The organism is Marinobacter salarius, assembly GCF_032922745.1.
Lineage (GTDB): Bacteria > Pseudomonadota > Gammaproteobacteria > Pseudomonadales > Oleiphilaceae > Marinobacter.
Genome location: NZ_CP136693.1, coordinates 1,372,928 through 1,397,657, shown reverse-complemented (window position 1 = coordinate 1,397,657; position 24,730 = coordinate 1,372,928). Strand labels below are relative to the sequence as shown.

At 58.9% G+C, this 24,730-nt stretch carries 26 protein-coding genes; 14 read left to right on the top strand and 12 right to left on the bottom strand.

Features of this window, described 5'->3' with window-relative positions:
* Positions 1-3 precede the first annotated feature (3 nt).
* From R1T46_RS06390 to R1T46_RS06370, 5 genes are all read right to left on the bottom strand, one after another.
* Complete coding sequence (locus tag R1T46_RS06390) at positions 4-804, bottom strand: symmetrical bis(5'-nucleosyl)-tetraphosphatase (protein ID WP_317307722.1); 801 nt, start codon at positions 802-804, stop codon at positions 4-6.
* Positions 797-1,627 carry a 16S rRNA (adenine(1518)-N(6)/adenine(1519)-N(6))-dimethyltransferase RsmA gene (rsmA, locus tag R1T46_RS06385; protein WP_317307721.1) on the bottom strand — a complete coding sequence of 277 codons (831 nt, stop codon included), beginning with the start codon at positions 1,625-1,627 and terminating at the stop codon, positions 797-799. The genes R1T46_RS06390 and rsmA overlap by 8 nt, the downstream gene beginning before the upstream one ends.
* A complete protein-coding gene (gene pdxA, locus R1T46_RS06380; RefSeq protein WP_317307720.1) occupies positions 1,624-2,625 on the bottom strand; it encodes a 4-hydroxythreonine-4-phosphate dehydrogenase PdxA in 1,002 nt (333 codons plus the stop codon). Before pdxA ends, rsmA begins: the two co-directional genes overlap by 4 nt.
* Positions 2,622-3,944, bottom strand: coding sequence for a peptidylprolyl isomerase (locus tag R1T46_RS06375; protein ID WP_317307719.1), 1,323 nt, complete (start codon positions 3,942-3,944; stop codon positions 2,622-2,624). The genes pdxA and R1T46_RS06375 overlap by 4 nt, the downstream gene beginning before the upstream one ends.
* Positions 3,945-4,008: 64 nt before the next feature.
* Complete coding sequence (locus R1T46_RS06370) at positions 4,009-6,324, bottom strand: LPS-assembly protein LptD (RefSeq protein WP_317308270.1); 2,316 nt, start codon at positions 6,322-6,324, stop codon at positions 4,009-4,011.
* 329 nt (positions 6,325-6,653) lie between these two features.
* Between R1T46_RS06370 and R1T46_RS06365 the strand changes: the two genes are divergently transcribed.
* The 4 genes from R1T46_RS06365 (at position 6,654) to R1T46_RS06350 (ending at position 9,529) form a co-directional block, all read left to right on the top strand.
* Positions 6,654-7,691 carry an aminoglycoside phosphotransferase family protein gene (locus R1T46_RS06365; RefSeq protein ID WP_317307718.1) on the top strand — a complete coding sequence of 346 codons (1,038 nt, stop codon included), beginning with the start codon at positions 6,654-6,656 and terminating at the stop codon, positions 7,689-7,691.
* A complete protein-coding gene (gene murU / locus R1T46_RS06360; RefSeq protein WP_317307717.1) occupies positions 7,688-8,368 on the top strand; it encodes an N-acetylmuramate alpha-1-phosphate uridylyltransferase MurU in 681 nt (226 codons plus the stop codon). The genes R1T46_RS06365 and murU overlap by 4 nt, the downstream gene beginning before the upstream one ends.
* Positions 8,369-8,371: 3 nt before the next feature.
* Positions 8,372-9,127: a DnaJ domain-containing protein gene (locus tag R1T46_RS06355; RefSeq protein ID WP_127401893.1), complete on the top strand. Its 756-nt coding sequence runs from the start codon at positions 8,372-8,374 to the stop codon at positions 9,125-9,127.
* A 114-nt stretch (positions 9,128-9,241) separates the two neighbouring features.
* Positions 9,242-9,529 (top strand): type VI secretion system PAAR protein, encoded by a 288-nt coding sequence (locus R1T46_RS06350; protein WP_317307716.1) that lies wholly within the window; start codon positions 9,242-9,244, stop codon positions 9,527-9,529.
* A 7-nt stretch (positions 9,530-9,536) separates the two neighbouring features.
* On the opposite strand, the gene R1T46_RS06345 is transcribed toward R1T46_RS06350, so the two are convergent.
* Together R1T46_RS06345 and R1T46_RS06340 are read right to left on the bottom strand one after the other, a co-directional pair.
* Positions 9,537-10,136: a DUF3530 family protein gene (locus tag R1T46_RS06345; RefSeq protein ID WP_317307715.1), complete on the bottom strand. Its 600-nt coding sequence runs from the start codon at positions 10,134-10,136 to the stop codon at positions 9,537-9,539.
* Entirely contained in the window at positions 10,054-10,563 is a 510-nt protein-coding gene (locus R1T46_RS06340; RefSeq protein ID WP_317307714.1) for a DUF3530 family protein, read from the bottom strand. Before R1T46_RS06340 ends, R1T46_RS06345 begins: the two co-directional genes overlap by 83 nt.
* Before the next feature lie 148 nt (positions 10,564-10,711).
* On the opposite strand from R1T46_RS06340, the gene rpe reads away from it, so the two are divergent.
* From rpe to trpC, 6 genes are all read left to right on the top strand, one after another.
* Positions 10,712-11,398: a ribulose-phosphate 3-epimerase gene (gene rpe, locus R1T46_RS06335; RefSeq protein ID WP_127401896.1), complete on the top strand. Its 687-nt coding sequence runs from the start codon at positions 10,712-10,714 to the stop codon at positions 11,396-11,398.
* Positions 11,395-12,084: a phosphoglycolate phosphatase gene (locus R1T46_RS06330; RefSeq protein ID WP_317307713.1), complete on the top strand. Its 690-nt coding sequence runs from the start codon at positions 11,395-11,397 to the stop codon at positions 12,082-12,084. Before rpe ends, R1T46_RS06330 begins: the two co-directional genes overlap by 4 nt.
* 176 nt (positions 12,085-12,260) lie before the next feature.
* Positions 12,261-13,748 carry an anthranilate synthase component I gene (gene trpE / locus R1T46_RS06325; protein ID WP_317307712.1) on the top strand — a complete coding sequence of 496 codons (1,488 nt, stop codon included), beginning with the start codon at positions 12,261-12,263 and terminating at the stop codon, positions 13,746-13,748.
* Between the two features lie 16 nt (positions 13,749-13,764).
* Positions 13,765-14,346, top strand: a complete 582-nt coding sequence (locus R1T46_RS06320) for an aminodeoxychorismate/anthranilate synthase component II (protein ID WP_036210957.1) — start codon at positions 13,765-13,767, stop codon at positions 14,344-14,346.
* 11 nt (positions 14,347-14,357) lie between these two features.
* Positions 14,358-15,386 (top strand): anthranilate phosphoribosyltransferase, encoded by a 1,029-nt coding sequence (trpD, locus tag R1T46_RS06315; RefSeq protein WP_317307711.1) that lies wholly within the window; start codon positions 14,358-14,360, stop codon positions 15,384-15,386.
* 13 nt (positions 15,387-15,399) lie between these two features.
* Entirely contained in the window at positions 15,400-16,212 is an 813-nt protein-coding gene (gene trpC, locus R1T46_RS06310; RefSeq protein ID WP_317307710.1) for an indole-3-glycerol phosphate synthase TrpC, read from the top strand.
* 21 nt (positions 16,213-16,233) lie between these two features.
* Here the strand turns inward: trpC and R1T46_RS06305 are convergent, their stop codons facing one another.
* The 4 genes from R1T46_RS06305 to R1T46_RS06290 form a co-directional block, all read right to left on the bottom strand.
* Entirely contained in the window at positions 16,234-16,842 is a 609-nt protein-coding gene (locus tag R1T46_RS06305; protein ID WP_317307709.1) for a DUF4202 domain-containing protein, read from the bottom strand.
* A 4-nt stretch (positions 16,843-16,846) separates the two neighbouring features.
* A complete protein-coding gene (locus tag R1T46_RS06300) occupies positions 16,847-17,464 on the bottom strand; it encodes a glutathione S-transferase family protein (RefSeq protein ID WP_317307708.1) in 618 nt (205 codons plus the stop codon).
* A 96-nt stretch (positions 17,465-17,560) separates the two neighbouring features.
* Positions 17,561-18,295 (bottom strand): alpha/beta fold hydrolase, encoded by a 735-nt coding sequence (locus R1T46_RS06295; protein ID WP_085678759.1) that lies wholly within the window; start codon positions 18,293-18,295, stop codon positions 17,561-17,563.
* 2 nt (positions 18,296-18,297) lie between these two features.
* Positions 18,298-19,398, bottom strand: a complete 1,101-nt coding sequence (locus tag R1T46_RS06290) for a M14 family zinc carboxypeptidase (protein WP_036210939.1) — start codon at positions 19,396-19,398, stop codon at positions 18,298-18,300.
* Positions 19,399-19,696: 298 nt separating this feature from the next.
* On the opposite strand from R1T46_RS06290, the gene R1T46_RS06285 reads away from it, so the two are divergent.
* From R1T46_RS06285 to R1T46_RS06270, 4 genes are all read left to right on the top strand, one after another.
* On the top strand, positions 19,697-20,665 hold the full coding sequence (locus tag R1T46_RS06285; protein ID WP_317307707.1) for an ABC transporter substrate-binding protein: 969 nt from the start codon (positions 19,697-19,699) through the stop codon (positions 20,663-20,665).
* A gap of 104 nt (positions 20,666-20,769) precedes the next feature.
* Positions 20,770-21,804, top strand: a complete 1,035-nt coding sequence (locus R1T46_RS06280; RefSeq protein WP_075194224.1) for an ABC transporter permease — start codon at positions 20,770-20,772, stop codon at positions 21,802-21,804.
* Between the two features lie 11 nt (positions 21,805-21,815).
* Positions 21,816-22,874, top strand: coding sequence for a betaine/proline/choline family ABC transporter ATP-binding protein (locus R1T46_RS06275; RefSeq protein ID WP_036210930.1), 1,059 nt, complete (start codon positions 21,816-21,818; stop codon positions 22,872-22,874).
* A 104-nt stretch (positions 22,875-22,978) separates the two neighbouring features.
* Positions 22,979-23,845, top strand: a complete 867-nt coding sequence (locus tag R1T46_RS06270; protein ID WP_317307706.1) for a substrate-binding periplasmic protein — start codon at positions 22,979-22,981, stop codon at positions 23,843-23,845.
* Here the strand turns inward: R1T46_RS06270 and R1T46_RS06265 are convergent.
* Complete coding sequence (locus tag R1T46_RS06265) at positions 23,820-24,596, bottom strand: META domain-containing protein (RefSeq protein WP_317307705.1); 777 nt, start codon at positions 24,594-24,596, stop codon at positions 23,820-23,822. The two genes, R1T46_RS06270 and R1T46_RS06265, sit on opposite strands and share 26 nt — an antisense overlap.
* Positions 24,597-24,730: the final 134 nt, after the last annotated feature.

The window sequence follows — 24,730 nt, the reverse complement described above, 5'->3', positions numbered from 1 at the left end:
TGCCTAGCAGTCACAGTGGATCTTTTCCCCGGTATCAAGATTCATCAGGGTAAGCTTTCCACCCCAGACACAACCGGTATCCAGCCCGAAATAACGGGTGCTTTCGGTCTGGCCTTCCAGTGCCGCCCAATGTCCGAACACCACACGCACATCATCCTGGCGAGGGAAGCGAAACCAGGGCGCAAAACCATCCGGCGCCGACGCGGCCGACTCTTTGGCGGCAAGCTCCAGGGTGCCGTCCTCGGCAATAAACCGCATACGGGTGAAATAGTTGGTAATAACGCGCCACCGATCCATCCCACTGAGGTCCGGGTGCCAGCGTTCGGGCCAGTTACCATACATATCTGCAAAGTAGTTTGCGGCCTCGGGCCCGCGAATCACCGCTTCCACTTCCCGGCTGTAGCCGACAGCTTCTTCCACTGACCAGATATGGGGCAACCCGGCGTGGACCATCACCAGATTACGGTCTTCATCGTGAACACAGAGGTTCTGCTGCCGCAGCCAATCAAAAAGCCGTTGGTGATCCGGCGCCTCGAGTATATCGGCGAGTGTGTCTTTATTCTTCAGGGCGTGGCCACCCAAGGCCACCGCCAGCAGGTGCAGATCGTGATTACCCAGTACCACCACCGCAGAACTACCCAGGCTTTCGACGTAACGCAGGGTTTCCAGCGAAGACGGGCCGCGGTTGATCAGGTCACCGGCCACCCAGAGCCGATCCCGTGATGGTGAGAAATCCACCTTGGCAAGCACATCCAGGAGACGTTCGTAACAGCCCTGAATATCGCCAATGGCGTAATCAGTCATGATTTACCTCATCAGCACCGAAATTATCAGGTCTACTGTCAGCCAACAAATCGGCAATCGCAACATACTCTACCAGGCCAAGGTTTTCCGGGCGCAGGCCATCGTTGATGCCAATGCTGTTGAGTTGTTCCACGGAAACCATGCCGGCCAGCGCCTTTCGGAGGGTTTTACGCCGGGCGCTGAAGGCAGTGCGTACCACTGCCTGCAACAGCTTATAATCCTTTGCCGGATGCGGCAGCGTCTTGTAGGGCACCAGCCGAACGATGGCGGAATCCACTTTCGGCGCCGGCCGGAAAGCACCCGGCCCGACTTCAAACAACGGCTGCACCCGACAGAAATACTGGGTCATGATCCCCAACCGGCCGTAGTTGTTGTCTCCGGGCACCGCCGCCATCCGTTGAACCACTTCCTTCTGCAGCATGAAATGCATGTCCTGCACCACGCCGGAATGCCCCAACAGGTGGAAAATCAACGGCGTGGAGATATTGTACGGCAGGTTGCCGATGATCCTCAGAGGCTTGTCGGCAACCAGTTCGCCGAAATCAAACTTCAGCGCATCCGCTTCATGGATGCGGAAGTTGGGGTAATTGAAGAATTTGGTTCTGAGCACGGGAATCAGGTCCCGATCCAGCTCCACCACCTGAAGGTTCGAGTTAACGGCAAGCATTTCCTCGGTGAGAGCGCCCAGGCCAGGCCCGATTTCCACAAGGGCATCGTCCGCCTTGGGATGAATAGCGCGGATAATGCGTTCAATCACGCCGGGGTCGTGAAGAAAGTTCTGACCGAAGCGTTTCCGGGCCTGATGGCCGTGTTTGCTACTCACTCGATAGGATCTCTTTTCGCTGAGGTTGCCATTCGTTCGCCCACCCGGATTGCCGTTTCCAGGCTGCCGGCATCTGCCCTGCCCGTGCCGGCCAGATCAAGGGCGGTGCCGTGGTCGACGGAGGTCCGCACAATGGGCAGGCCCAGGGTGATATTGACCGCCCGGCCGAAGCCCTGGAATTTGAGAACCGGCAAGCCCTGGTCATGGTACATGGCCAGTACCGCGTCGGCGTTGTCGAGCCAATGAGGAGTGAACAGGGTGTCCGCCGGCAATGGGCCCGTCAGGTCGATGCCTTCCCGGCGCAGGTGGTCCAGGGTCGGCTCGATGACGTCGATTTCTTCCCGCCCCAGATGTCCGCCTTCACCCGCGTGGGGGTTAAGCCCTGCAACCAGGATTCTCGGATGCTGAAGACCAAAGAACTTGCGCAGGTCATTGTCCAGAGTACGGGTGACCTGGGTCAGGCGCTCAGCCGTGATCGCAGCAGAGACATCCTTCAGGGGCAAGTGAGTGGTCACCAGGGCCACTCTTAACTCGTCCGTGGCCAGCATCATTACCACACGCTCAACGCCACAGAGCTCCTGCAGGAACTCGGTGTGGCCACTAAAGGCCATACCGGCGTTGTTGATAACGCCCTTGTGAACCGGAGCCGTCACCATACCGTCGAACGTGCCATCAAGGCAGCCCTGAGCCGCTACTCGCAAGGTTTCCAGAACATAGGCGCTATTCGCCGGGTCCAGGTGGCCGGCCGTAGTGGACGCCAATCCATCAACGGAAAGCACGGAGAGCCGGCCCGGTTCAACGGTGGCTGGTGCTCCCGGTGCCCAGTCCTCCAGCGACACGTTCAGCCCAAGCAGTCGGGCCCTCGCCTCCAGCAAACGTTTGCTGGCCACCACCACAAGGCCGGGCCCGCGTCTTTCCAGGGCCAGCTGCAGGCAAAGCTCCGGCCCAATGCCCGCAGGTTCGCCCGCTGTCAGTGCGAGGGTGACCGGCTGTGTCATGATTCGCTGTCAGCTCCGTAGCCGCTCTTGAACTCGATAAACGCCTCGTCGCGGATCTCACGCAGCCAGTTCTGCAGTTCGGTATCAAACTTGCGGCGGTAGATGGCCTGCCGCGCCTCGGATTCCCTTACATCACCGCTGATGTCCTGCTGGCGACGGTCCTGGACCTGCAGAATGTGCCAGCCAAACTGAGAGCGGAACGGACCTTTGAGTTCGCCCACATCCGCCTCCATCATCGCCTGTTCGAATTCTGGCACCATCTGCCCGGGGCTGACCCAGCCGAGGTTACCACCGTCAGAGCCGGAAACCGGGTCATCAGAGTGTTCCCTGGCGATGACGGCGAAATCGGCGCCATTATCGATTTGCTGATAGAGATCGCGAACGGTTGCTTCCGCCTGGGCTTCCGACACGGTTTCCGAGGTGCGTACCAGGATGTGACGGACTTTCGACTGCTCGATGAACTGAGCTTTATCACCACCGCGGCGATCCATCACCATCACCAGATGGAAGCCGCTGCTGTTCCTGAGTACCGGGGAGACGGTTCCGGTTTCAAGATCCGGGACCACATCGGCCACCAGTGACGGTAGTTGGTTCTCGGCACGCCATCCCATGTTGCCACCGTCGAGGGCATTGCTGGCATCGGATTCGGCAACGGCAACAGAGCGGAAGTCCCGCCCCTCGGCAATTTCTTCACGCAGTTGCTCCACCTTTTCGCGGGCAGCGCTGACCTCTTCCTCGTCATTAAAATCGTTCACTTCAATGAGGATATGGGCAAGCTCATACTCTGCATTGCTACGGCCCTGCCCCTCCATTGCTGCAAGATAGTTCTCAATTTCCCGATCCGTAACCCGCACGCGATTGCCAACCTGACGCTGCTGTACCCGGCTGGTAATCATCTCGTTGCGAATCTGCTCACGGGCCTCGCGATAGGTGACGCCCTCCTGGACCAGTTGTTGCTCGAACTGGGCCAGCGTCATATTGTTGCGTTGCGCAATGGATGCCAGGGTTTCATTGAGCTCGTTGTCGCTGATGCGCATCCCGGCCCTGTCCGCCATCTGTAACTGGATGGACTCGCTGATCAACTGCTCCAACACCCGTTCTTCCAGAATGTCCCTGGGGGGCAATCCGGTTCCCTGAGCGCGCAACCGCCCGGTGATGGTGTTGATCCGTGCCTCGAGCTCGGACTGAAGAATAACGTCGTCGTTGACGACTGCCACCACCTGATCAAGCAGTTTACGGTCCGCCTGCACGGTTGCGGATACCATCACAACCATCAGTGCCAGCATCATTTGTGCGCAATGGCGAAGGTTCGCCTTCATAGTCACCTCTAGTATGGAAGAATACTGCCTGTCACCCCGGCATCCCGAGCCTGACTGTCAGGCATCAGCGATCACCGAAACGGCGACGTTCCCTTTCGTCAAAGCCGTAGATGGCTTCGGAAATCTGGCTGGACGATCCGCCGCTCCCGCCCAGTCCTTTGAGCTGGATCTGGAACAGCATACGACTCTCAAGCTGTTCGTCGTCCGTCAGGTAGTTCTGGTGCACCAGCTGCACACTCCAGCAACAATTATTGTATTCCAGCCCGGCCAGTGAACCGACCGTACGATCAAGCTCGGAATCGTAGACCCAGCGGCCGATCAGACTAACACGGTCTGTGACAGGAAAAACGCCCCCGATATCCGACTGTTCAAATTCATCAGCCACGTAGGTGTGGCCCAGGCTGGCCAGATATCGGTAATCATCGGAGTGAAAAACCAGCTGGCTACGACCTTCCTGGGTCTCGTTTGTGTCTGGTTCCCACAGACCTGAACTGCGGATTTCCAGGCCGTCCACAGGCCGCAGAACCACTTCACCGGCCAGAGGCGAATCACTGGCATCCGAGGCACCCTTCCCGTCCAGAAGCTCCACCTCCCGGTCGTCATAATAGTGCACCTGACCAATGCTGAAACGCGCTCGCTCAGCACCTGTCACCAGGTCATTGAAGCGGCTGGTCAGTGCCACTGTTAGCTGATTGCTGTCGCCTACCCGATCACCACCGCTAAAGCGGTTACGTTCGAACAGCTGGTCAAAACTGAACGAGCGGATGGCGGTGTCAAAGTCCGGAATGTAGGACTGGTCAGACTCTGCGTCTGCCCAAGCATAGTAGAGTCGCGGTTCAAGACTTTGATTGTAGGGAATATCAAACAGAGTGGACTGGCGGTCGAAGTACAGGCCGGAATCCCATTCCGCTACTGGAACGGTGCGGTCGAAACCGGGATCTCGTGCCGTGTAATCCTCCAGTTCGTAACGCGTGTAGTCCACGCTGACTGAAGGTCTGACATAGCCCCAAAGAGCCCGCATAGGCAACGCCACTTCGGGTATGGCCCGTAGGCGATGGCCGTTCGCCTGGTCGAGCCCTGTCAGGTCGTCATTGTCGCGGTAAAAATAAGTGTATTGGCTTTCCAGGGACACTTCCGTCGGTCCTGCATCGAATGTGGCGCCGTACAATACTTCCGGCAGCTGCGAGTAGGGGATGTCCTCGTCGGCGATAGTATCAGTGATCGTCTGGTAGCCATTAAGATAGGTCTCGAAATACTGGGAGGAATCCCGGTAGCGCACGCCACCACGACGCCGTAGGTGCGTTGCGCTATTGATCTCGAGGTTGCGGTTGAGGTCACTGAGGTAGTCGTCGTCGCTAACCACGGAATAATCTCCGTAGCCGGTCCAGCCGTATCCGAATCTCGCCTGGGTACTGAAATCAAGACCCCAGCGTTCGCCGCCTTGCGAGGGAAATTCCTCCTCGTACTCGGTGTCGTTGCCCGCGTAGCCTAGCTGAAGCACCGATTCGCCCAGACTGCTGAGGTAACGCCCCTCCGCCTCGGTAAACAATCCACGCCCATGTATGTACTGGGGCGTCAGCGTCGCGTCGTAGTGCGGCGCCAGGTTGAGGTAGTAGGGAACCGACAGGAAAGCGCCGCTACCCGCATTGGAGGTACCGAAAGACGGATAGAGAAAGCCTGTCTTGCGGCGGTCGTCAATAGGGAAGCTGGCATAGGGCCAGTAGAACACCGGGATATCACTGATCTCAAGGCGCACATGCTTTGCCGTGCCCACACCTTCGCCCTGGTCCAGGTGGATGTCCGACGCCACGATGGACCAGTCGTTGTTGTCTGGGGCGCAGGTGGTCAGTGAGCCGCCACGAATCCGCACCTGGTCTTCCGCCGTGCGGGAGAGCTGAGTGGCCGAACCCCGCATTTCCGGGCCGTGCAGGAGAAAGGTCGCCGTATTGATGTCAACCCGGCCGCTGTTGACGTCGTAGTCCGCACGCTCGCCGGTCAGCAGGAAGCCATCACCGCGGCTGGTCAACGGCCCTTCAATGGCCACCGCACCGGTTGCCTGGTTGTAGCGGGCCTCGGAGCCAGTCACCCGGAACCCCGGCTGCTCCAGACGAACATCTCCCCGCAGAAACAGTTCGTTGTCGAGTTCATACCGCGCATTGAGCCCACTGGCCTGTAGGGGCGCCTGACCATTTTTCGCTGCCGGCTCACCTGCGTTTCCCTTTCCCACCCCCGGGACCGCGGAAGGCAAATAGCCACCCCCGCAGAAGTCCGGCAGGGATCGACGGACATCCTCCGGCAAATCAGACTTGGGCCGCCAGTCAATCTCGGCAGCCGAAGGGGCGGCTTCCTGAGCATAAACCACCGAAACTGGTGCCAACATTGTGCACCCCGTAACGGACGCAAACAGCAACCCGAGACGGTGCCGCATGCGGGGCGTTGGCATTCGCAGCTTCCTTGTTGGGGCTGGCACGGTGAGCAGGTTCCTGTCCAGAATGGATTCGCGGCTGTCGGAGATACTTAACAGCGGCCTAGTTTACACGGCGCCCTTTGCCTTGTTAACGGAAACCGGCCTTTGTTAACGGAAACCAGCCATTGCTGCAAAACCGTTTTACCGCCTCTATACTGATCTGCTAACTTTCGGCCATGGGCCCGCAGGTTCGTTGCGGCCAGGTCACCGATAACTTCTGAGCCAGGAAAACAGCCAATTTCATGGATACCCGCCTGACAATGCTCACCCAGTGGGTCAGAGACCTTCCCGGTTTTGACCAGGCGACACCCGAGCCAGTATCCGGGGACGCGAGCTTCCGCCGCTACTTCCGCGTCAGCGGCGACCCTCATGGCACCGGGCCACAACCCTATATCGTGATGGATGCGCCGCCCGAGCATGAAGACTGCCACCCCTTCGTAGCTATTGCCCATCACTGGCGCAGCCTTGATATCGCTGTGCCGGACATCGTCCACGAAGACCTGACCCGGGGGTTCCTGCTGCTGGAAGACTTCGGTGACGCCCTGATGCTCAGCGCCGTGAACCACACCAACGCTGACCGGCTTTATGGCGCGGCAATGGATGAACTGGTCCGCATACAGCAGGCCGACGACGCACCCGACTACCCACTTCCCGCTTATGACATCGCCCTGCTGGATCGGGAAATGGCCTTGTTTCCGGACTGGTTGCTGACACAACAATTGGGGCTGACTCTCTCCAACGGCGAACGCGCGCTGCTGGACACCACCTTCGCCTTCCTGCGTGAGAGCGCCCTGGCCCAACCGAACGTGGCAGTGCACCGTGACTACCATTCCCGCAACCTACTGGTCCGCCCCGGCACCACGAGGCCCGGCGTAATCGACTTTCAGGACGCGGTGCGCGGCCCGGTCACTTACGATCTGGTATCGCTATTGAAAGACTGCTATATCCGCTGGCCGGAAGAACGCATCGACCAGTGGACAGACCATTTTCGCGTACTCAGCGCCGAGGCCGGCCTTCACAAGGCTGACAGGGACACCTTCCGCCAATGGCTGGAGCTCATGGGCATGCAGCGCCATCTGAAAGCTGCGGGCATCTTTGCCCGGCTGGCCATACGTGACGGCAAAACCGGCTTCCTGAAGGATGTTCCCCGTACCGTGGGCTATCTGGTGGAGGCCAGCAGCCGTCAGGCCGCCCTGCGCCACTTCCACGAATGGCTCACGGAAACCGTGGTGCCACCCATTGAGCAACGGATCGGCCCTGTGGAGACATTCGGCCAGTGAAAGCGATGATTCTCGCGGCCGGCAAAGGCGAGCGCATGCGGCCGCTGACCCTGACCACTCCGAAGCCGCTCCTGTCTGCCGGCGGTAAGCCGCTGATCGTGCACCACCTGGAACGGTTGAAAGCCGCTGGTTTCCGGGAAGTTGTGATCAACCATGCCTGGCTGGGCACACAGATCGAAACGGAACTGGGTAACGGTAGTAATGTCGGGCTGGCCATTGAATACTCGCGGGAAAGCGACCCCCTGGAGACCGCCGGCGGAATTCTCCACGCATTGCCCCTGTTAACCAGCAGCGGCGACGAGTGGTTCGTTGTGATCAACGGAGACATCTGGTGCGATTTTGATCTCGCGCAACTGACGCCACCCGAACATGCAGACGCGTTACTGGTCATGACGGGTAACCCTGACCACAACCCAGCGGGCGACTTCTGCCTGCGAGCGGATGGTACGGTGATTGACAACGGCCCCGAAACGCTGACCTTTACCGGCATCAGCCTGCTAAACCGAAACCTGTTTTCAGGGTTGCAACCGGGCGCCCGGAAGCTGGCTCCAATCCTGCGAGATGCTATGACCCGGGGACGCGTCACAGGCATCCGTCACACCGGACACTGGATGGATATCGGTACACCGGAACGGCTACGCGAGCTGGATCGGATGCTTAAGGAAGGCGGGGGCTGAGCCATGACCTCTGAGACCAGAGACAATAACCTGCCCGCACGCATGGAAGCGGAGTTCAGTGAGCTGCTTGGAGAGCTGACCGCCTGCGGCCACCAGGCCAACGAATTGCTGGTCAGAACCCGACTGCCGCGTTGGTGCCGCCGGAGCCTGTTCTTTTTCCTGGGCTACATCGCCAAATCGGAAGGACGGGTTACGGAGAAAGACATCGGTTTCGCCGAAACCCTGATGAAGGCCCTGAAACTCTCCGGTCGCCAGCGGCGCAAAGCCATTGACAATTTCCGCAAGGGCAAGAGCGCTGAGCGCATCCCTACCCTGAAAGCCCTGCGCCTGCGACTGACCCACAGAATCTGGCCTTCGCCCTCGCTACGCGTTGCCATCTGCCTTTGCCACGCGGCGCAGCTGCAGGGACGCCCCGAGAAGCCCCGCCGCTATCGCTGCGAAGACGCCATTGACCAGATGGGGCTGCCGATCAGAGTCAGCGATGACATTCTCGAAAGTTACGCCAGCAAGGTCTGGATCACCGAACCGGAAGGCCAGCCACGGCCCTCCAGCTTCGAGCAGGCCTGCCAGGTCCTCGGCGTTACCCGCCGTGACAGCCGCGAGGTTATCAAACGGGCCTACCGGAAGAAGGTGTCTGAATGCCACCCGGACAAGCTGGCACAACAGAAGCTGAGCCCGGCGGAACTGACCAGGGCGAAAGACCGCCTTCTTCGCTACCAGCAGGCCTGGGAACTGATCAGCCAGCGCCTTTCGGTTTGAATCCGACATTTTGAGTTCGACGCCAAGCTTGCTAGACTTCGGCATCAGTATCACTTATTGAAGGCATGCCCACGGACCAGCGGCGTGCAAGACCCACTGAAAAGGAACATTCCCATGGGTAAGAAACTCGTCCTGCTCGGCGACATCGGAACCGATCACCAAGGCTTCCCTCCAACCCCCGTCATTACCGGCAGCGCTACCGTGCTGATCGACGGCAAGCCCGTTGCTCGACTCGGCGACCAGCTCGCCATGCACTCCAAGCCCAAGCATCCACCACACCCCCGCACCATCGCAGTTGGAAGCCCAACCGTGCTGATTGAGGGCAAGCCGGCCGCTCTGACCGGCGATGCTGTGAGCTGTGGTGGAGTTGTCATCGGCTCATCCACCGCCGTGGGTGGCTGATCATTTCCTAGCGTTCGGAGGCAAGCCAGGCTGAGACGCGATTGGTAAGCGCTTGCGCCTCCCTGGGCTGTGGCTGTTCAGCCATTGCGACAGGTTGTCGGGAGTAGCCTGCAATCCCTGCCCGCCGGAATGCAGCCTCCCGTTGCTTTGGCGACCTTTGAGTCGCGCCCCCGGCGTCCAACGAGCTGCGGGCACTGTAAAGCTCCAGCACTTTCAGCGCGCCAGACTCACCAAGTGACTCCGCCAGGGCTTTCGAATCGCTCTGATCAAACACCGGCGCAATCCAGACCAGCGCCGACACATCCTGCCCCCCGCTGGCCGTGGCCGCGTGGGTGACATGACCAGCCGCCCGGCCGACGCCAGCCATGGCCACCCGGCTGTAACCACGACCAACCAGGTTGCCAACCGCCGCAGCCAGGGCCTTCTGGATGCGGGCGCGGTACTGGCTTGCCAATGCCTCGACATCCTCACTGGCCATCACATCAATCATCACCGACTCGTCGTCCACAGATTTTTCGCTCGTTTCATCGGCGGCGTCCGTTTCCGGCATGCCAGCGTCTTCGGGTGACCCGAAGTCCCGTTGTCGAACGCGCTTCCTGTAGCTCATACGGCGGTGTCTCAAGCCCGACCACCATGACGGCCCAGCCGGCACGTGCCATCGGTTGCCGCAGGGCGGCAGCCAACCCGGAGGCGGGTGATTGCCCCTCATCGGCAAGAATCACCAGTGCGCCCTTCGCGGGGGTCTCGGATTCTGGCTCAAACAGGGCCAGCACAGGCTCTTCTTCCGGCGGTTCCAGCCATATTGACGAGTCCGGCCAGATTCTGGCGATTGCATCCGAATCGAGCCCCGTCGATATCAACGGCCTTTCAACAGCCGCCCCGGCGGGTTTTTCAGCTTCCTGGCCGGTCGGGTTGGCACTCTGGTCCTGCGCGTCTTTCTGCGCCTGCGCCAACGCTGGCGGGGCCCAGAAAGCAATAAGGCAGGCCAGGATGACCAGGCCCTGCGTAACCGTTTTTTCAATCCATCTGCTCACAGGCTGTCACTCATTCCGTGCGAAAAATCACCATCAAACTGGTAGACTAGCAGCTTTGCGGCCCAGCAGCTTTTTGCAGCCTTTTGCAGAGAGAACCGCTGTACGCGCCATCGTCGATATCACTATCAAACCGTTCAAGAGAGCCGTCATGAACCCTTTCCAGATTGCCCCGTCCATCCTCTCAGCCGATTTTGCCCGACTGGGCGAGGAAGTCGATAACGTACTGGCCGCCGGCGCCGACATTGTCCACTTCGACGTCATGGACAATCACTACGTACCCAACCTCACCATCGGCCCCATGGTCTGCGAAGCATTGCGCAAACACGGGGTTACCGCTCCAATTGACGTGCACCTGATGGTATCGCCGGTAGACGACTTGATCCGGATGTTCATTGATGCCGGCGCCAGCTACATCACCTTCCACCCGGAAGCCTCCAAACACATCGACCGTTCCCTGCAGTTGATTCGTGAAGGTGGGTGCAAGGCGGGCCTGGTGTTCAACCCGGCCACACCACTGCACTACATTGATCACGTGATGGATAAGCTGGACATGATCCTGCTGATGTCCGTAAACCCCGGTTTCGGCGGCCAGAAGTTCATTCCAGGCACTCTCGACAAACTGCGTGAAGCCCGCAAGCGCATTGATGCCAGCGGCCGCAATATTCGCCTGGAAATCGACGGTGGCGTGAAAACCGACAACATCCGCGAGATCGCCGAGGCTGGCGCCGACACCTTCGTGGCCGGCTCCGCCATCTTCAACACCGACGACTACAAGACCACCATCGACGGAATGCGGGCGGAACTGGAACTGGCCCAAAAAGGCCTGAACCAATGAGCCTGGCGGGGCTATTCAACCAGCGCTGGCCGGGGGTTGCCCTGTTTGACCTGGACGGCACACTGGTAGACAGTGCCCCCGATCTGGCGGCGGCCATTGATGCCATGCTGGAACAGTTAGGTCGCCGCAAGGCCGGCATCGACAACGTGCGCCAGTGGGTCGGCAACGGTGCCGGCGTGCTGGTACGCCGCGCCCTGGCAGGCCAGGCGGACTGGGAACCAGTCAGCCCAAAGAACGACGCCCTGTTCAACGATGCACTGACCATGTTCTACCATGCCTACGAAAACCTTAATGGCCGGCATGCCGTACTCTACGACGGCGTGGAGGACTGCCTGACCCGTCTTGCCGACCACGGCTGCCGCATGGGCATCGTCACCAACAAGCCGGAACAGTTTGTGGCACCGTTGCTCGAGCAGATGGGCATAGAACACTGGTTTGATATCAGCATCGGTGGAGACACCCTGCCGGTGCGCAAACCAGACCCGCAACCGTTGATCCATGCCATGACCGAATTGGGCGGCACCCGGGGCACCACGGTGATGGTGGGCGATTCGGTCACCGACATCAGCGCGGCCCTGGCAGCAGGCATTCCTTCGGTGGCGGTACGATACGGCTATAATTACGGGGCGCCCGTGGATTCGCTCGGCGCGGATGCCGTTGTTGATTCCCTGGCCCAGCTTTTGTAATCTCACAGGATATTGATTTGAAACCTTCAATTCGGGAGATTCCTGCCGTGCAGGGACTGAGTCTGATGACAGCGCGTGGCGTACTGACAACCCGCGCAACACGATGGTGGCGATGGCGCACCGGCTGAATGCCGCCCGAACGTCCTCCATACAGATCAGATTCAGGAACCGTTATCATGACACCCGAGCAATTCGCCGAGCTCGCCAAGGCCGGCTTTAATCGTATCCCCGTATACCGCGAAGTCCTTGCCGACCTGGACACGCCCCTGAGCACCTATTTCAAGCTGGCCAGCGGCCCCTATTCCTACCTGTTTGAATCCGTCCAGGGCGGTGAAAAGTGGGGCCGCTATTCCATCATCGGCCTGCCAAGCCGGGAAGTCCTCAAGGTCTATGATCACACCGTCACTATTACCCGCGACGACAAGGTGATCGAAGAAACCACGGTCGACGACCCACTGGCCTTCGTGGAAGACTACCAGGCCCGCTTCAACGCGCCGGACCTGGAGGAATTGCCCCGCTTTAATGGCGGCCTGGTTGGCTATTTCGGTTATGACACCGTGCGCTACATCGAGAAGCGCCTGCGCAACACCTGCCCGCCGGACAAGATCGGCACGCCCGACATACTGCTGATGGTGTCCGATGACGTGGTGGTGTTCGACAATCTGCGCGGCAAACTGCACCTGATTGTCCATGCCGACCCAAATCAGGAGGGCGCCTACGAACAGGCACTCCAGCGAATTGACGATCTGGAGTCCCGCTTGCACCGGCAGACGGCCAACGCGCCCCGCACGCCGGAACATCTGCGCGGTAAAACCGTGGATGAGAGCGACTTTATTTCCGGGTTCAACCAGGAAAAATTCGAAGCGGCCGTCGGCCACATCAAGGAATACGTGCTGGACGGCGACGTGATGCAGACGGTGATCTCGCAACGCATGTCGATTCCGTTCGAGGCGCCACCGCTGAACCTGTATCGCTCGCTGAGGGTGCTGAACCCGTCCCCCTACATGTATTTCCTGGACCTGGGAGACTTCCAGATCGTCGGCTCCTCGCCGGAAATCCTGGCGCGGGTGGAAGATGATGAAGTCACTGTGCGCCCCATCGCCGGCACCCGAAAGCGTGGCGCCACCGATGCCGAAGACCGGGCTATGGAAGCGGAACTGCTGGCCGACCCCAAGGAAATCGCCGAGCATCTGATGCTGATCGATTTGGGCCGCAACGACGCTGGCCGGGTGTCTGAAACCGGCACGGTGAAGCTGACGGACAAGATGATTGTGGAGCGTTACTCTCATGTGATGCACATCGTCTCCAACGTCACCGGTCGCCTGAAAGACAACACCAGTTGCCTGGACGTGCTGCGCGCCACCCTACCCGCCGGCACCCTGAGCGGTGCCCCCAAGATTCGCGCCATGGAAATCATCGACGAACTGGAGCCGGTGAAACGCGGTGTCTATGGCGGTGCCGTGGGTTACCTGTCGTTCAATGGCAACATGGATACCGCCATTGCTATCCGCACGGCCGTGATCAAAGACAACACCCTGCATATTCAGGCAGGAGCGGGCGTGGTGGCCGATTCGGTGCCCCGCCTTGAGTGGAAGGAAACCATGAACAAGGGCCGCGCGATTTTCCGCGCCGTCGCCATGACCTACAACGATTTCGACCACTGAGGCGGAGGATAAGATTATGCTACTGATGATCGATAACTACGACTCCTTCACCTACAACGTGGTGCAGTACCTGGCCGAGTTGGGCGAAGATGTTCATGTCTACCGCAACGACGAGATCACCGTGGAGGGCATTGAAGCCCTGAAGCCGGAACGTCTCGTTGTCTCTCCCGGCCCCTGCACGCCCAACGAGGCAGGCATTTCCATGGCCACCATCCGCCACTTTGCCGGCAAGTTGCCGATTCTGGGCGTTTGCCTCGGCCACCAGGCCATCGGGCAGGTGTACGGCGGAAAGGTGATTCGCGCCGGGCAGGTGATGCACGGCAAGGTATCTGCGGTCTACCATAAGGACCAAGGCATTTTCCGTGGCCTGAGCAACCCGCTGAAGGCGACCCGCTATCACAGCCTGGTGATCGACAAAGACACCCTTCCGGATTGTCTGGAAGTCACCGCATGGACTCGCAATGACGATGGTTCGGTGGAAGAAATCATGGGCGTTCGGCACAAAACACTGCCCATCGAAGGTGTACAGTTCCACCCAGAGTCTATTATGACGGAACAGGGCCATGAGCTGCTGCGCAACTTTCTGAAGACACGATAAGAGGCCACCACATGGACATGAAAGCAGCACTGAACCGCATCTCCTCCAATCTGGACCTGTCCACGGAGGAAATGAAGGATGTTATGCGCATCGTCATGAAGGGTGAAGCCACCGATGCGCAGATTGGAGCCTTTCTCATGGGGCTGCGCATCAAGAGCGAAACCATCGACGAAATCACCGGCGCCACCGAAGTCATGCGGGAGCTGGCCACCCGCGTGACGGTCAACGCCGACCCTCTGGTGGATATCGTGGGCACCGGCGGTGACGGTGCCAACTTGTTCAACGTATCCACCGCCGCGTCTTTTGTGGTCGCCGCAGCCGGTGGCTTTGTAGCCAAACATGGCAACCGTGCCGTGTCTTCCAAGAGTGGCAGCGCGGACCTGCTGGAAAAGCTGGGCATCAACCTGCAAATGGCGCCTGAGGAAGTCGCCCGCTGCGTAGAGGAGATCGGCGTCGGCTTCATGTTCGCCCCCGCCCATCACGGTGCCATGAAACACGCCATTGGCCCGCGCAAGGAACTGGGTTGCCGTACCATTTTCAATATCCTCGGCCCCATGACCAACCCGGCCAGCGTCAAGCGACAGTTGATCGGCGTGTTCACGAAAGAGCTGTGTCGCCCCATGGCGGAGGTTCTGCACCGCCTGGGTGCCGAACACATTATGGTGGTGCACTCGAAGGATGGCCTGGACGAAATCAGCCTGGCCAGCGCCACCCATGTGGCGGAGCTGAAAAACGGCGAAGTCACTGAGTACGACATCACCCCGGAAGACCTGGGCATCAAGAGCCAGGCGCTGGTTGGTCTCACAGTGGATACCGCCGAGGACTCCCTGAAACTGATCCGTGCCGCGTTCGGTCGTGGCCATGATGAAATGGCTGAGAAGGCCCGCGACCTCATCGCCCTGAACGCCGGCGCAGCAATTTATGTGGCTGGTCTGGCGAAGACGACGCCGGAAGGCGTAGAGATGGCGCTGGACGCTATGGGCTCAGGTTTGGCCGCCGGCAAGATGTCCGAGCTTGCTGACTTTTCGCAGTGTTTCTAATACGAGCCTGATAATGACTGACAGACATCTGGACAAGACGCCTACCATCCTGCGAAAGATCGTTGATCGGAAGTGGGAGGAAATTGATGAGCGCACGCGCAAGGTTTCTATTGGCGACCTGAAGGCTATGGCTGGCGATCAACCGCCAGCGCGGAGTTTTGCGGACGCCCTTCGCCGACGCATCGAACAGCAAACGCCTGCGGTCATTGCCGAGATCAAAAAAGCCTCCCCCAGCAAAGGCATTCTCCGCGATCCGTTTGTGCCCGAGGCCATCGCCGAAAGCTACGAAAAAGGCGGTGCCGCCTGCTTGTCAGTGCTCACTGACAAGGACTTCTTTCAGGGCCATGAGAATTACCTCAAAGCCGCCCGCAACGCCTGCAGCCTGCCAGTCATCCGCAAGGATTTTATGGTGGCGCCGTATCAGGTCTACGAGAGCCGGGCTATTGGCGCCGACTGCATCCTGCTGATCGCCGCCTGCCTGACCAGGGACCAGATGCAGGAGCTGGAAGGCATTGCCCATGAAATCGGCCTGGACGTGCTGGTCGAGGTTCATGACGGCGAGGAAATGGACGATGCCCTCACCCTGAAAACACCGCTGGTGGGCATCAACAACCGCAACCTGCACACTTTTGACGTCTCACTGGATACCACCTTCGACCTTCATGAACGGATTTCTGCCGACCGCCTTACCATTACCGAAAGCGGCATCATGACCCGGGCCGATGTGGAGACCATGACCGACCGGGGTATCTACGGCTTCCTGGTGGGCGAGTCCTTCATGCGGGCCGAAGAACCTGGTAAGAAACTGCAGGAGCTGTTTTTTTAGGAGGGCTGACTTGAGCACGGACTAATCTTCAGCCAACGCCTCCTGTAGCAACGCCAGCAAATGCGCCGGCATCCCTTCGGCCAGCTTCAGCGCAGCCTCATGCCCACGCGGAGACATCTTGCCCCAGGTACGACGGACAATGCGCAGCCATTTTTCCCGGTCGTAATCGGCTTTTTCCTCATAGAAATCCGCGAAGTAGCGTTCCAGGAAGACCATGCAGGCAACGTCTTCCAGCAGTTGTGTGTCTTCGTCCTTGCGCAACTCCCGCTTGGTGAGGATGGTTTCCACCTTCTGGCATTCCTCCTGTGGATAGCCACATTCCGCCATAATCCCGGCAGCCCGGCGGCCATGCATGCGACCACAGGCCTGACGCCATTCGTAATAGGCCTTGCGACCTTCCGGAAAATCGCTACGGGGGATGGTCCAGCGCTCAATGTGCTGGGCGCGGCAGGCAATCTGCATGCGCTCGGAGGGCTGCGGCTCAAGCTCGAACAGCCAGCGGGTCATGTGCTGGCTGTAGGCGTACTCCTTGGGCAAGGGTACGCCGCCAACCTGCTCGATATTGGGGTCTGCACGGTTGGCGGTATCGATTTTATCCAGGACACAGGCCAGGAGGGTCTGTTGTGTCATCGGATCATACCTGAGCGGAAGAACGTTGCTTGATACCATCATACCAGGCCTGGAGATTGGCCTGCTCGGGCTTGATGCGAATACCCACCACACGGGCGAAGGCCAAGGTGGTAAAGGCATTGATGTCCGCTGCCGTGAATCGGTCGCAACAGATATATTCCCTGCCATCCAGATGCTTGTTCAGGAAGTGCATGAATTTTTCCACCGAGGTGCGGCACTCCTCACCCCATTCCTTGATCGGATTCATGCGGTCCTTGAAATAGCCACTGGTGTGCTGGAAACACATACCCGTGGGCAGGAATAAGGAAAACTCGATCCACCGCAGCCACTGCTCCAACTGCGCTTTCTCCAATGCTGTGTCGCCCAGCAGGGTTGGCGCATCCGGGTAGCTTTCCTCGAAATAGCGGCAAATCGCCATGGTTTCGGCAATGCAGGTGCCGTCGTCCAGCTCCATCACGGGTACTTTCTTCATTGGGTTCCTGGCCGCGTACTCCGGCGTCAGGTTCTCACCCTTCTGCAGATCGATCTCAACAAACTCGGCCTTGTCCAACAGGCCCTTTTCAGACATGAACATCCTTACCCGGCGTGGGTTGGGCGCTGTCTTGGTCTCAAAGATTTTCATTGTTATCGACTCCAATCCAAATAAGTATCTCGGGGTGAATCTGAGGAATTGTGTAGAAGACTGACGCGGAACACCGGTTGCGTCAAGCAACCGTAATCATTTGGGCAGCCAGTTTTTTATCTGCTGGATGACCCATTCAGGGTCGTCCATTGGCAGGTCATGGCCGGCGGACGAATGAACTTTCAGCGTCCATTGCCAACGCTGCTCAAACACCTTACTGCAGCTCCAATGGACAATACGGTCACCCTTGCTGGCGAGTACAAGTGCGTTCGGCAGAGGGCGTTGAGGCAGGGGTTTGTAGGCCATCGCCGCTTTCATCTGGGCATAGGCGTTGGCATAGCTGACTGGCCGCTGGCGCTGGATGCTGTACCAGTGTTTCATGACATCGAGGTCGACCGGTCGATTGCTCGTCAACCGCAGAATATCCACCTCACGATCGAACAGTTCCCGGCGCGTCAGGAGGCGAACGATACGAGGCCAGGCCCCCGGACGCATCCGTCGCCAGGGCAGGCTGAATCCGGAACTCGTGTTGATCAGCACCAGGTTCTGAATTTCACCCTCGGTGACATGCTGAGCCCAGTCCAGGGCGACCATCCCGCCCATGGACAAAGCGATGAGATTGTATGGCGCTGGAATGTGACCAACACTGCGGCGAACCTTCTCCCGGATCTCCGCGATACGGTCAGGGCTGGAATCCTTGAAGTGCACGCCCGTGCCCGGAAGATCAACCAGATGAAACTGATGACCGGGAAAGGCTTCCTCAAGCCTGTGGGGAAAAGAACCCCAGTGTGACTGCTCCCGGGTCAGTCCGCGCAACAGAATCCAGTGCATTGTCAGTGATGATCCCTGTACCAGTGGGCGATGGCGGCCTCCCTTAGCATGGACGCCTCATCCGAGTGCGGCAACCAGTTTTCGTGATGGGCGGCGGCGCTGACCAGGAAATCGATAAAGGTCAGGTGACTTCGCAGTACGCGCCGATGGCGATGGGGTACCAGCGGATTGAAAAAGCCGTCCAGTCGCAGCAACTGTCGTGGGCGCTTCTTGATCCATCGCCAGGAGCCCAGTTCCAGGGTAAGGGGAATAAAGGCGCCCTCACCGCTGCGGTTGATCTTCTTGTAGAAATAGTCCCACAGATCGCCGTGGGTCAGGTAATGACGGGACTGGGGCTCGAAGCGATAGTTGTGTTCCGGCCAGGCCTGCTCCCAGATCAGCTTCAATGCCATCACCGATTCGATCCGTCGCATGGGGCGACGACGGTAAGCATAGGGGAACCAGATCTGGTCCTGCCAGCCGAAACCGGAATGACAGTCCAGCGCGACACTGAAAGGACGGCCTGGCAGGAGCTCCGAGATCACCGACTCAAGGGCCTGGTTCTCCGCTTCCATACCCTGCTCGGGATCACCAATGAACCACGGCAGGCGCGGGGAGAAGCGCTGCCCGCCCAACAGGAACGCACTGCGGTCCTGGGCGGTGATCGGTGCGTTGCGCATCAGGTCGACCCCGTTGGGATTGCTGCGCTGATTCAGGTACATGCCGCCGGGGTTGAGGATGGGCAGCAGGGTAACCCGCACTTTTTTCAGCAGGGCCTGGAGATGCCCGTCCCAGGACATCCTTGCCAGCAGATTGCGCAACCAGGCCATGACGACTTCGCTGCCGATGCGTTCAAGACCGTGAACGCCACCCACCAGCATCACCACTGGCGCATCGGGTGCCTCGCTGCCGAGGTCAACCCGGTAGATCGGCAGGTCAATGTGTTTCATCGCAACCCGAGAGAGCGTCTTCACAGTAACCTGTCCCGGCGCTTCCGCCAGCACACGCTCAAGACGAATCATCTCCGGCAGAAAGGTTCTCAGCAGATGGCGTTGGCGGCTATCCCGACGGGCCTGTTCGGCAGGAATAGCAGAATGGGGGGTCAGTTTGCGCAATTCGGTCATGGGGCTCTCCCGTTTCAGACAACCCTTCAAACTACTGCTGAATTGCTTCAATTCGTTGACACTGGGGCTCAAAACACCGGAAAGCATGTGCATTTTCTGGCGACATTTTACATGAATGGCTTGTAACTCACGCTCAGGGCGTTACTCTTAAATATACGTAGTAACCGAGGTCACAACATTTGTCTTGCCCTCTGAAAACGCAGTATCAATACGGCGTATTCACCTCTAGAGCGGTCTTCAGAACCGCTCCAGCGGATCTGTTTCCGCGTATTTTCAAAATCCATAAGGAGAACCAATCATGCGAAAGCTAACGCCAGTCGCGCTGCTTTGCGCGATGTCCGTGCCTGCACTTGCCCAGGCCGATTGCGGTGAAGTTTCCATCACCGAAATGGGCTGGGCATCCAACACAGTTGTCACCAGCGTTGCCAAATTCATCATGGAGCAGGGGTACGGCTGTGATGTCACCGTGGTTCCCTCCGACACCGTCCCCGCTGTTACCTCGGTCGCCGAAAATGGTGAACCGGACATCGTTACCGAACTGTGGCTCAACTCCGCAGGTGAGGCCTACCTGGAACTGGAAGAACAGGGCAAGATCGAGCGTCTGACCAAAGTATTGGAGCCCGGTGGCGTTGAAGGCTGGTGGATTCCAACCTACCTGGCCGAGAAGCACCCCGAATTGACCACCATCGAAGGTGTCATGGCTAATCCGGAACTGGTGGACAACCGCTTTAACAATTGCCCAAGTGGCTGGGGTTGTCGTGTGGTCAGTGACAACCTGATCAGGGCGCTCGACCTGGAAAGCTCTGGCATTGAGGTGTTCAACCACGGTTCCGGTGAAACCCTGGCCTCGTCCATGGCCTCTGCCGTGCAGTCTGAAGAGCCCTGGTTTGGCTATTACTGGGGCCCCACTGTCCCGCTCGGCAAGTTCGACATGACCCGCGTCGAACTGGGTGACTACAAGCCGGAGGTTCACACCCGTAACCAGACCCAGGATGCGGACAACCCTGGCGTGTCTGAATTTCCCGCCGCCACCGTACTGACGTCCGTGACCACGGACTTCAAGGATCGTGAGCCGGAAGTTGCGGAAATGCTCAGCAAGCTGACATTCAAAACCGACACCATGAGCGCCCTGTTGGCGTGGATGGATTCCAACAACGCGTCGGCAGAAGAAGCGGCCGTGTATTTCCTGAGCAACAACAGCGACGAGTGGTCAAGCTGGCTGAACGATTCGGCCAAGAAACGCCTGGCTTCGGTGCTGGGAGAGTAATCTCTCCACCTACCCTGACAGGGCCGTCTCCCGGCCCTGTCAAACCGAACAGGCGAACTCACATTACCCATTTTCATCTGAACGCTTCTGGGAACTGACCGCAAATGGCGACCTACGATTTCGTGTTTTCATCACTGGGTCTGGAAGACTGGTGCTCTGACGGCCAAAGTGATGCCCCCATGTCAATGGCGGCGTTGCTGCAAAAAACCAAAGGAACGGACGCCGAAGCAGAGTCACTATGGGACCTGCCTTTTCCATCCATGGACGCGCTTAACGAGTCCTGCGCGGCCTTCCCCAAATCCAGGGAACTGACAAAAGGTCTTGAAGAGGGCTTCCTGTCCATCAAGGACAGTCTGAGTGTTGTTCTGGACCCTTTGACCCAACCGCTAAGCTGGTTTCTGGACGGGACACTCTACGGCATGCTGAACACGCCCTGGTGGATCGTGATACCGGCGCTGCTGGCCGTGGTGTTTGTCGTCACCAAATCCTGGAAACTGGTGGGATTTGTGGCTGGCAGCCTGGTTCTGCTGGCCTTTATTGACTACTACCAGTATGCGATGGAGACGCTGTCGATCATCTTTGTCTGCGCGTTCCTCTGTGTGCTGCTGGGCGTGCCCATCGGCATTGCCATGTCCCGCAGCGACATGATGCAGCGCCTGACCATTCCCGTGCTCGACATGCTGCAGACACTGCCGCCCTTTGTGTACCTGATTCCGCTGATCTTCCTGTTCAGCGTGACCGAGTCCAAGCTCTACGGCATTGCCATCATCCTGTACGCCATTGTGCCGGTCATCCGTCTCACCAACCTGGGTATCCGCCTGGTGGACAAGGATGTAATCGAAGCCGCTGACGCCTTCGGGATGACCAGCCACCAGAAACTCTTCAAGGTCCAGATTCCACTGGCGCTGCCCAACATCATGGCGGGTGTAAACCAGACCATTATGATGAGCCTGGCCATGGTGGTTATCGCTTCCCTGGTGTCGGCACCGGGGCTCGGGGTGCTGGTGCTTCAGGGCATTCGCAACCTGGAGCTGGGTGTCGGGCTGGTTGCCGGCCTTGGCATCGTGATTCTGGCGGTGATCCTTGATCGGGTAACCAAGGCCTCACTGGCGCGCATCAACGCCTCACAGAAACAGTAAGGGAGCGAATCGTGGACCGGGATATCAAGATTTCCATCCGGAACCTCTACAAGATTTTCGGCCCCATTCCCGATGTCGCCCTGGCGTATGTGCGCCGGGGTATGGGAAAGGCCGAACTGCTGGAAAAGCACAACCACGTACTGGGTCTCCAGGATATCAACGTGGATATGCGAGAAGGCGAGATCACCGTCATCATGGGTCTGTCTGGCTCAGGCAAGTCCACGTTGATACGCCATCTCAACCGGCTAATCGAACCCACTGCCGGTGAGATCAAGGTGGATGGCAAAAACGTACTCGCCTTCGACGAGGACGGATTGCGGAAGCTGCGGCGTGAACAAATGTCGATGGTTTTCCAGAAATTCGCCCTGCTTCCCCACAAGACCGTGCTGGAGAACGCCGGCATGGCGCTGCTGGTAAGAGGCCATACGGTGCGGGACTTCGAGGACGAAGCCAAGAAATGGCTCGCCCGGGTGGGGCTGGAAGGCAACGAAAACCAATACCCGCACCAGCTATCCGGCGGTATGCAGCAGCGCGTGGGCATTGCCCGGGCACTCGCATCCAACTCGCCCGTGATGCTGATGGACGAGGCCTTCTCCGCCCTGGACCCGCTGATTCGCTCCGACATGCAGGACCTGCTGCTGGAGTTGCAGGAGGAACTGAAGAAAACCGTGGTGTTCATCACCCACGATCTGGACGAGGCGCTAAAGCTGGCTGACCACCTGGTTATCCTCAAGGACGGACACATCGTCCAGCAGGGCGAACCCCAGGAAATTCTCATGCATCCCAACGATCCGTACATTACGGATTTCATCAGCGACATCAATCGTGCACGGGTTCTGAGAGTGCGTTCCGTGATGGCAAAAACCACGGAACCTCCCGCTGACAGTGCCGGCGACATTTCCGATCGGGACAACCTGGAGTCGGTGATCGCAAGGTCCGACGGCGATACCGACCTTGTCTATCGGGTGGTCAAAAAAGGCAACCAGGTAGGCATTCTCGAGATGAAAGAACTGGTCAAGGCACTGGTGCCGGTCGATGCATCGGAAGGAGACAATCGCAGCCGTTACTGATCGGGGGCCATCCCGGTGGAGGTGGGCTCCTGGATGACAGCAGCGTGACAGACGGGCTATTATAAATAGGTCGCCGTAGCTTCGCGGTGCCCCAGACAACGATCATGCCCAGACTGGCAGTGGCTCTACTAACCGTACTCCTGTTGCACGGCTGCTCACCTCCTCCTGACGAAGAGAGCCCTTCTTCAGACGTCGACACGCAGACGCCAACCAATGAGGCCCTGTCCGCTGCCCTTTCCAATACGACACCCCGGCCCCGGACGATCGTTATCGCATCCGATCCCTGGTGCCCCCATAACTGCGAAGCGGGGAGCGATCGCGAGGGCTACATGGTGGACATTGCCCGCGAGGTCCTTGGCGAAGCCGGCTATACCGTGGAGTACGTCAACGTTAGCTGGGCACGGGCGCTGCAATTAACGCGTGAAGGTCAACTGGACGCAGTGGTCGGTGCCTTCACAACCGATGCCCCGGATTTCGTGTTTCCAGACACCCCCCAGGGGCGCTCAGCCATTGCGCTGTTTACCCACCCCGACAACCGTTGGGTATACGACGGGCTGGCATCGCTCCATAACCAGAAGCTTCTGGTCATCAATGGGTACTCCTACACCAATGATCTGGACCGGTACATTGAGGAGAATCACGCCAATCCGGACAGAATCTGGGTGATCGCGGGGCCGTCCCCCCTTGACCGGGCCATCTACCTGCTGGACCAACATCGCACCGACCTCTTTGCGGAAGATATCTACGTAATGGCCTGGTGGGAAATGAACAACAACGAATCCGTCACCGCACCCCGGCAGGCAGGATTGGTCGACGAAATCGAAGCCTTCGTTGCGTTTTCCCCGGTACGGGAAGACGCGAAAGAACTCGCGGAACTGTTAACGGAAGGCACCCGAAAACTCATGGACAGCGGCCGGGTACAACAGATCCTGGACCAATACGGACTCAGTCTGTGGACTGAAATGCCCTGATCGGACGTCCATCTCCGGTCAGCAACAGCAACTCGCCATGCCGGCCAATGTCGAAGTGTTGCACCTCACCCAACAACGACAGGAATCGGTCTTCCTGATTCATCAGCGCCGGCGCGCAGGCCTTCTTGGTGGACGCCATCCGGGTGAACCCGAGCCCCTCACCGGTCAGGTTCCAGCCGCCGCTGAACTGATTACAGGACGCCCGCCCGGAGACTCGCTGGTCTGCCTGAAAGTTCAGTGTGACCCGGGAACTGTCAATAATGCCGCGACCGCCGATATCCTCGACAACCCATTCAGGCCCCAGAAGCAACTCTTCGGGCTCACCCCCGCAGCCGCTGGCTGCCTCGCCGTTTATGTCGAGTCGAACCTGGCGGGGATAAGCCATGCCTGACATGGAATCGCGACATAGCTGGCTGGCCGCTTTGAGCTCAATCCGAACGCCATCGCCTTCAGCGCGAAAAGTCCGCTCGGTAGGGCTTTGCTCGACTATGTCATAACGCAGCGCGATGGGCTCTTCGCCCATTCGCTCCAGCACCAGCTGTCCCGGCTCGACGATCACCCGCCAGAACGGCTCGTTCCCCCGGGCAACAAAAGGCTGTTCAATCGGCCCCGGAACAAAGCACGGTGGCAGCGCCTGGCTGCAGGCTTTGGCTGTCTCCTTCTTACTACCATCATCAGGGCTGGACGCGCAGCCGGCAATTAGTCCAAGCATGACCAACGTCAGCGGCCATAATGCGGCGATTCCTTTCATTGTTTATTCCTCATTCCCTGTGGTTGTAACAGTTGCAGATTATCCATGATGGCTGCCGATTTTAAAGCAGAGCCGTTACCATTTCCTGCCTTAAAGCATTACGCTTAGGCCATCAAAACACCCGGGAGCATTCC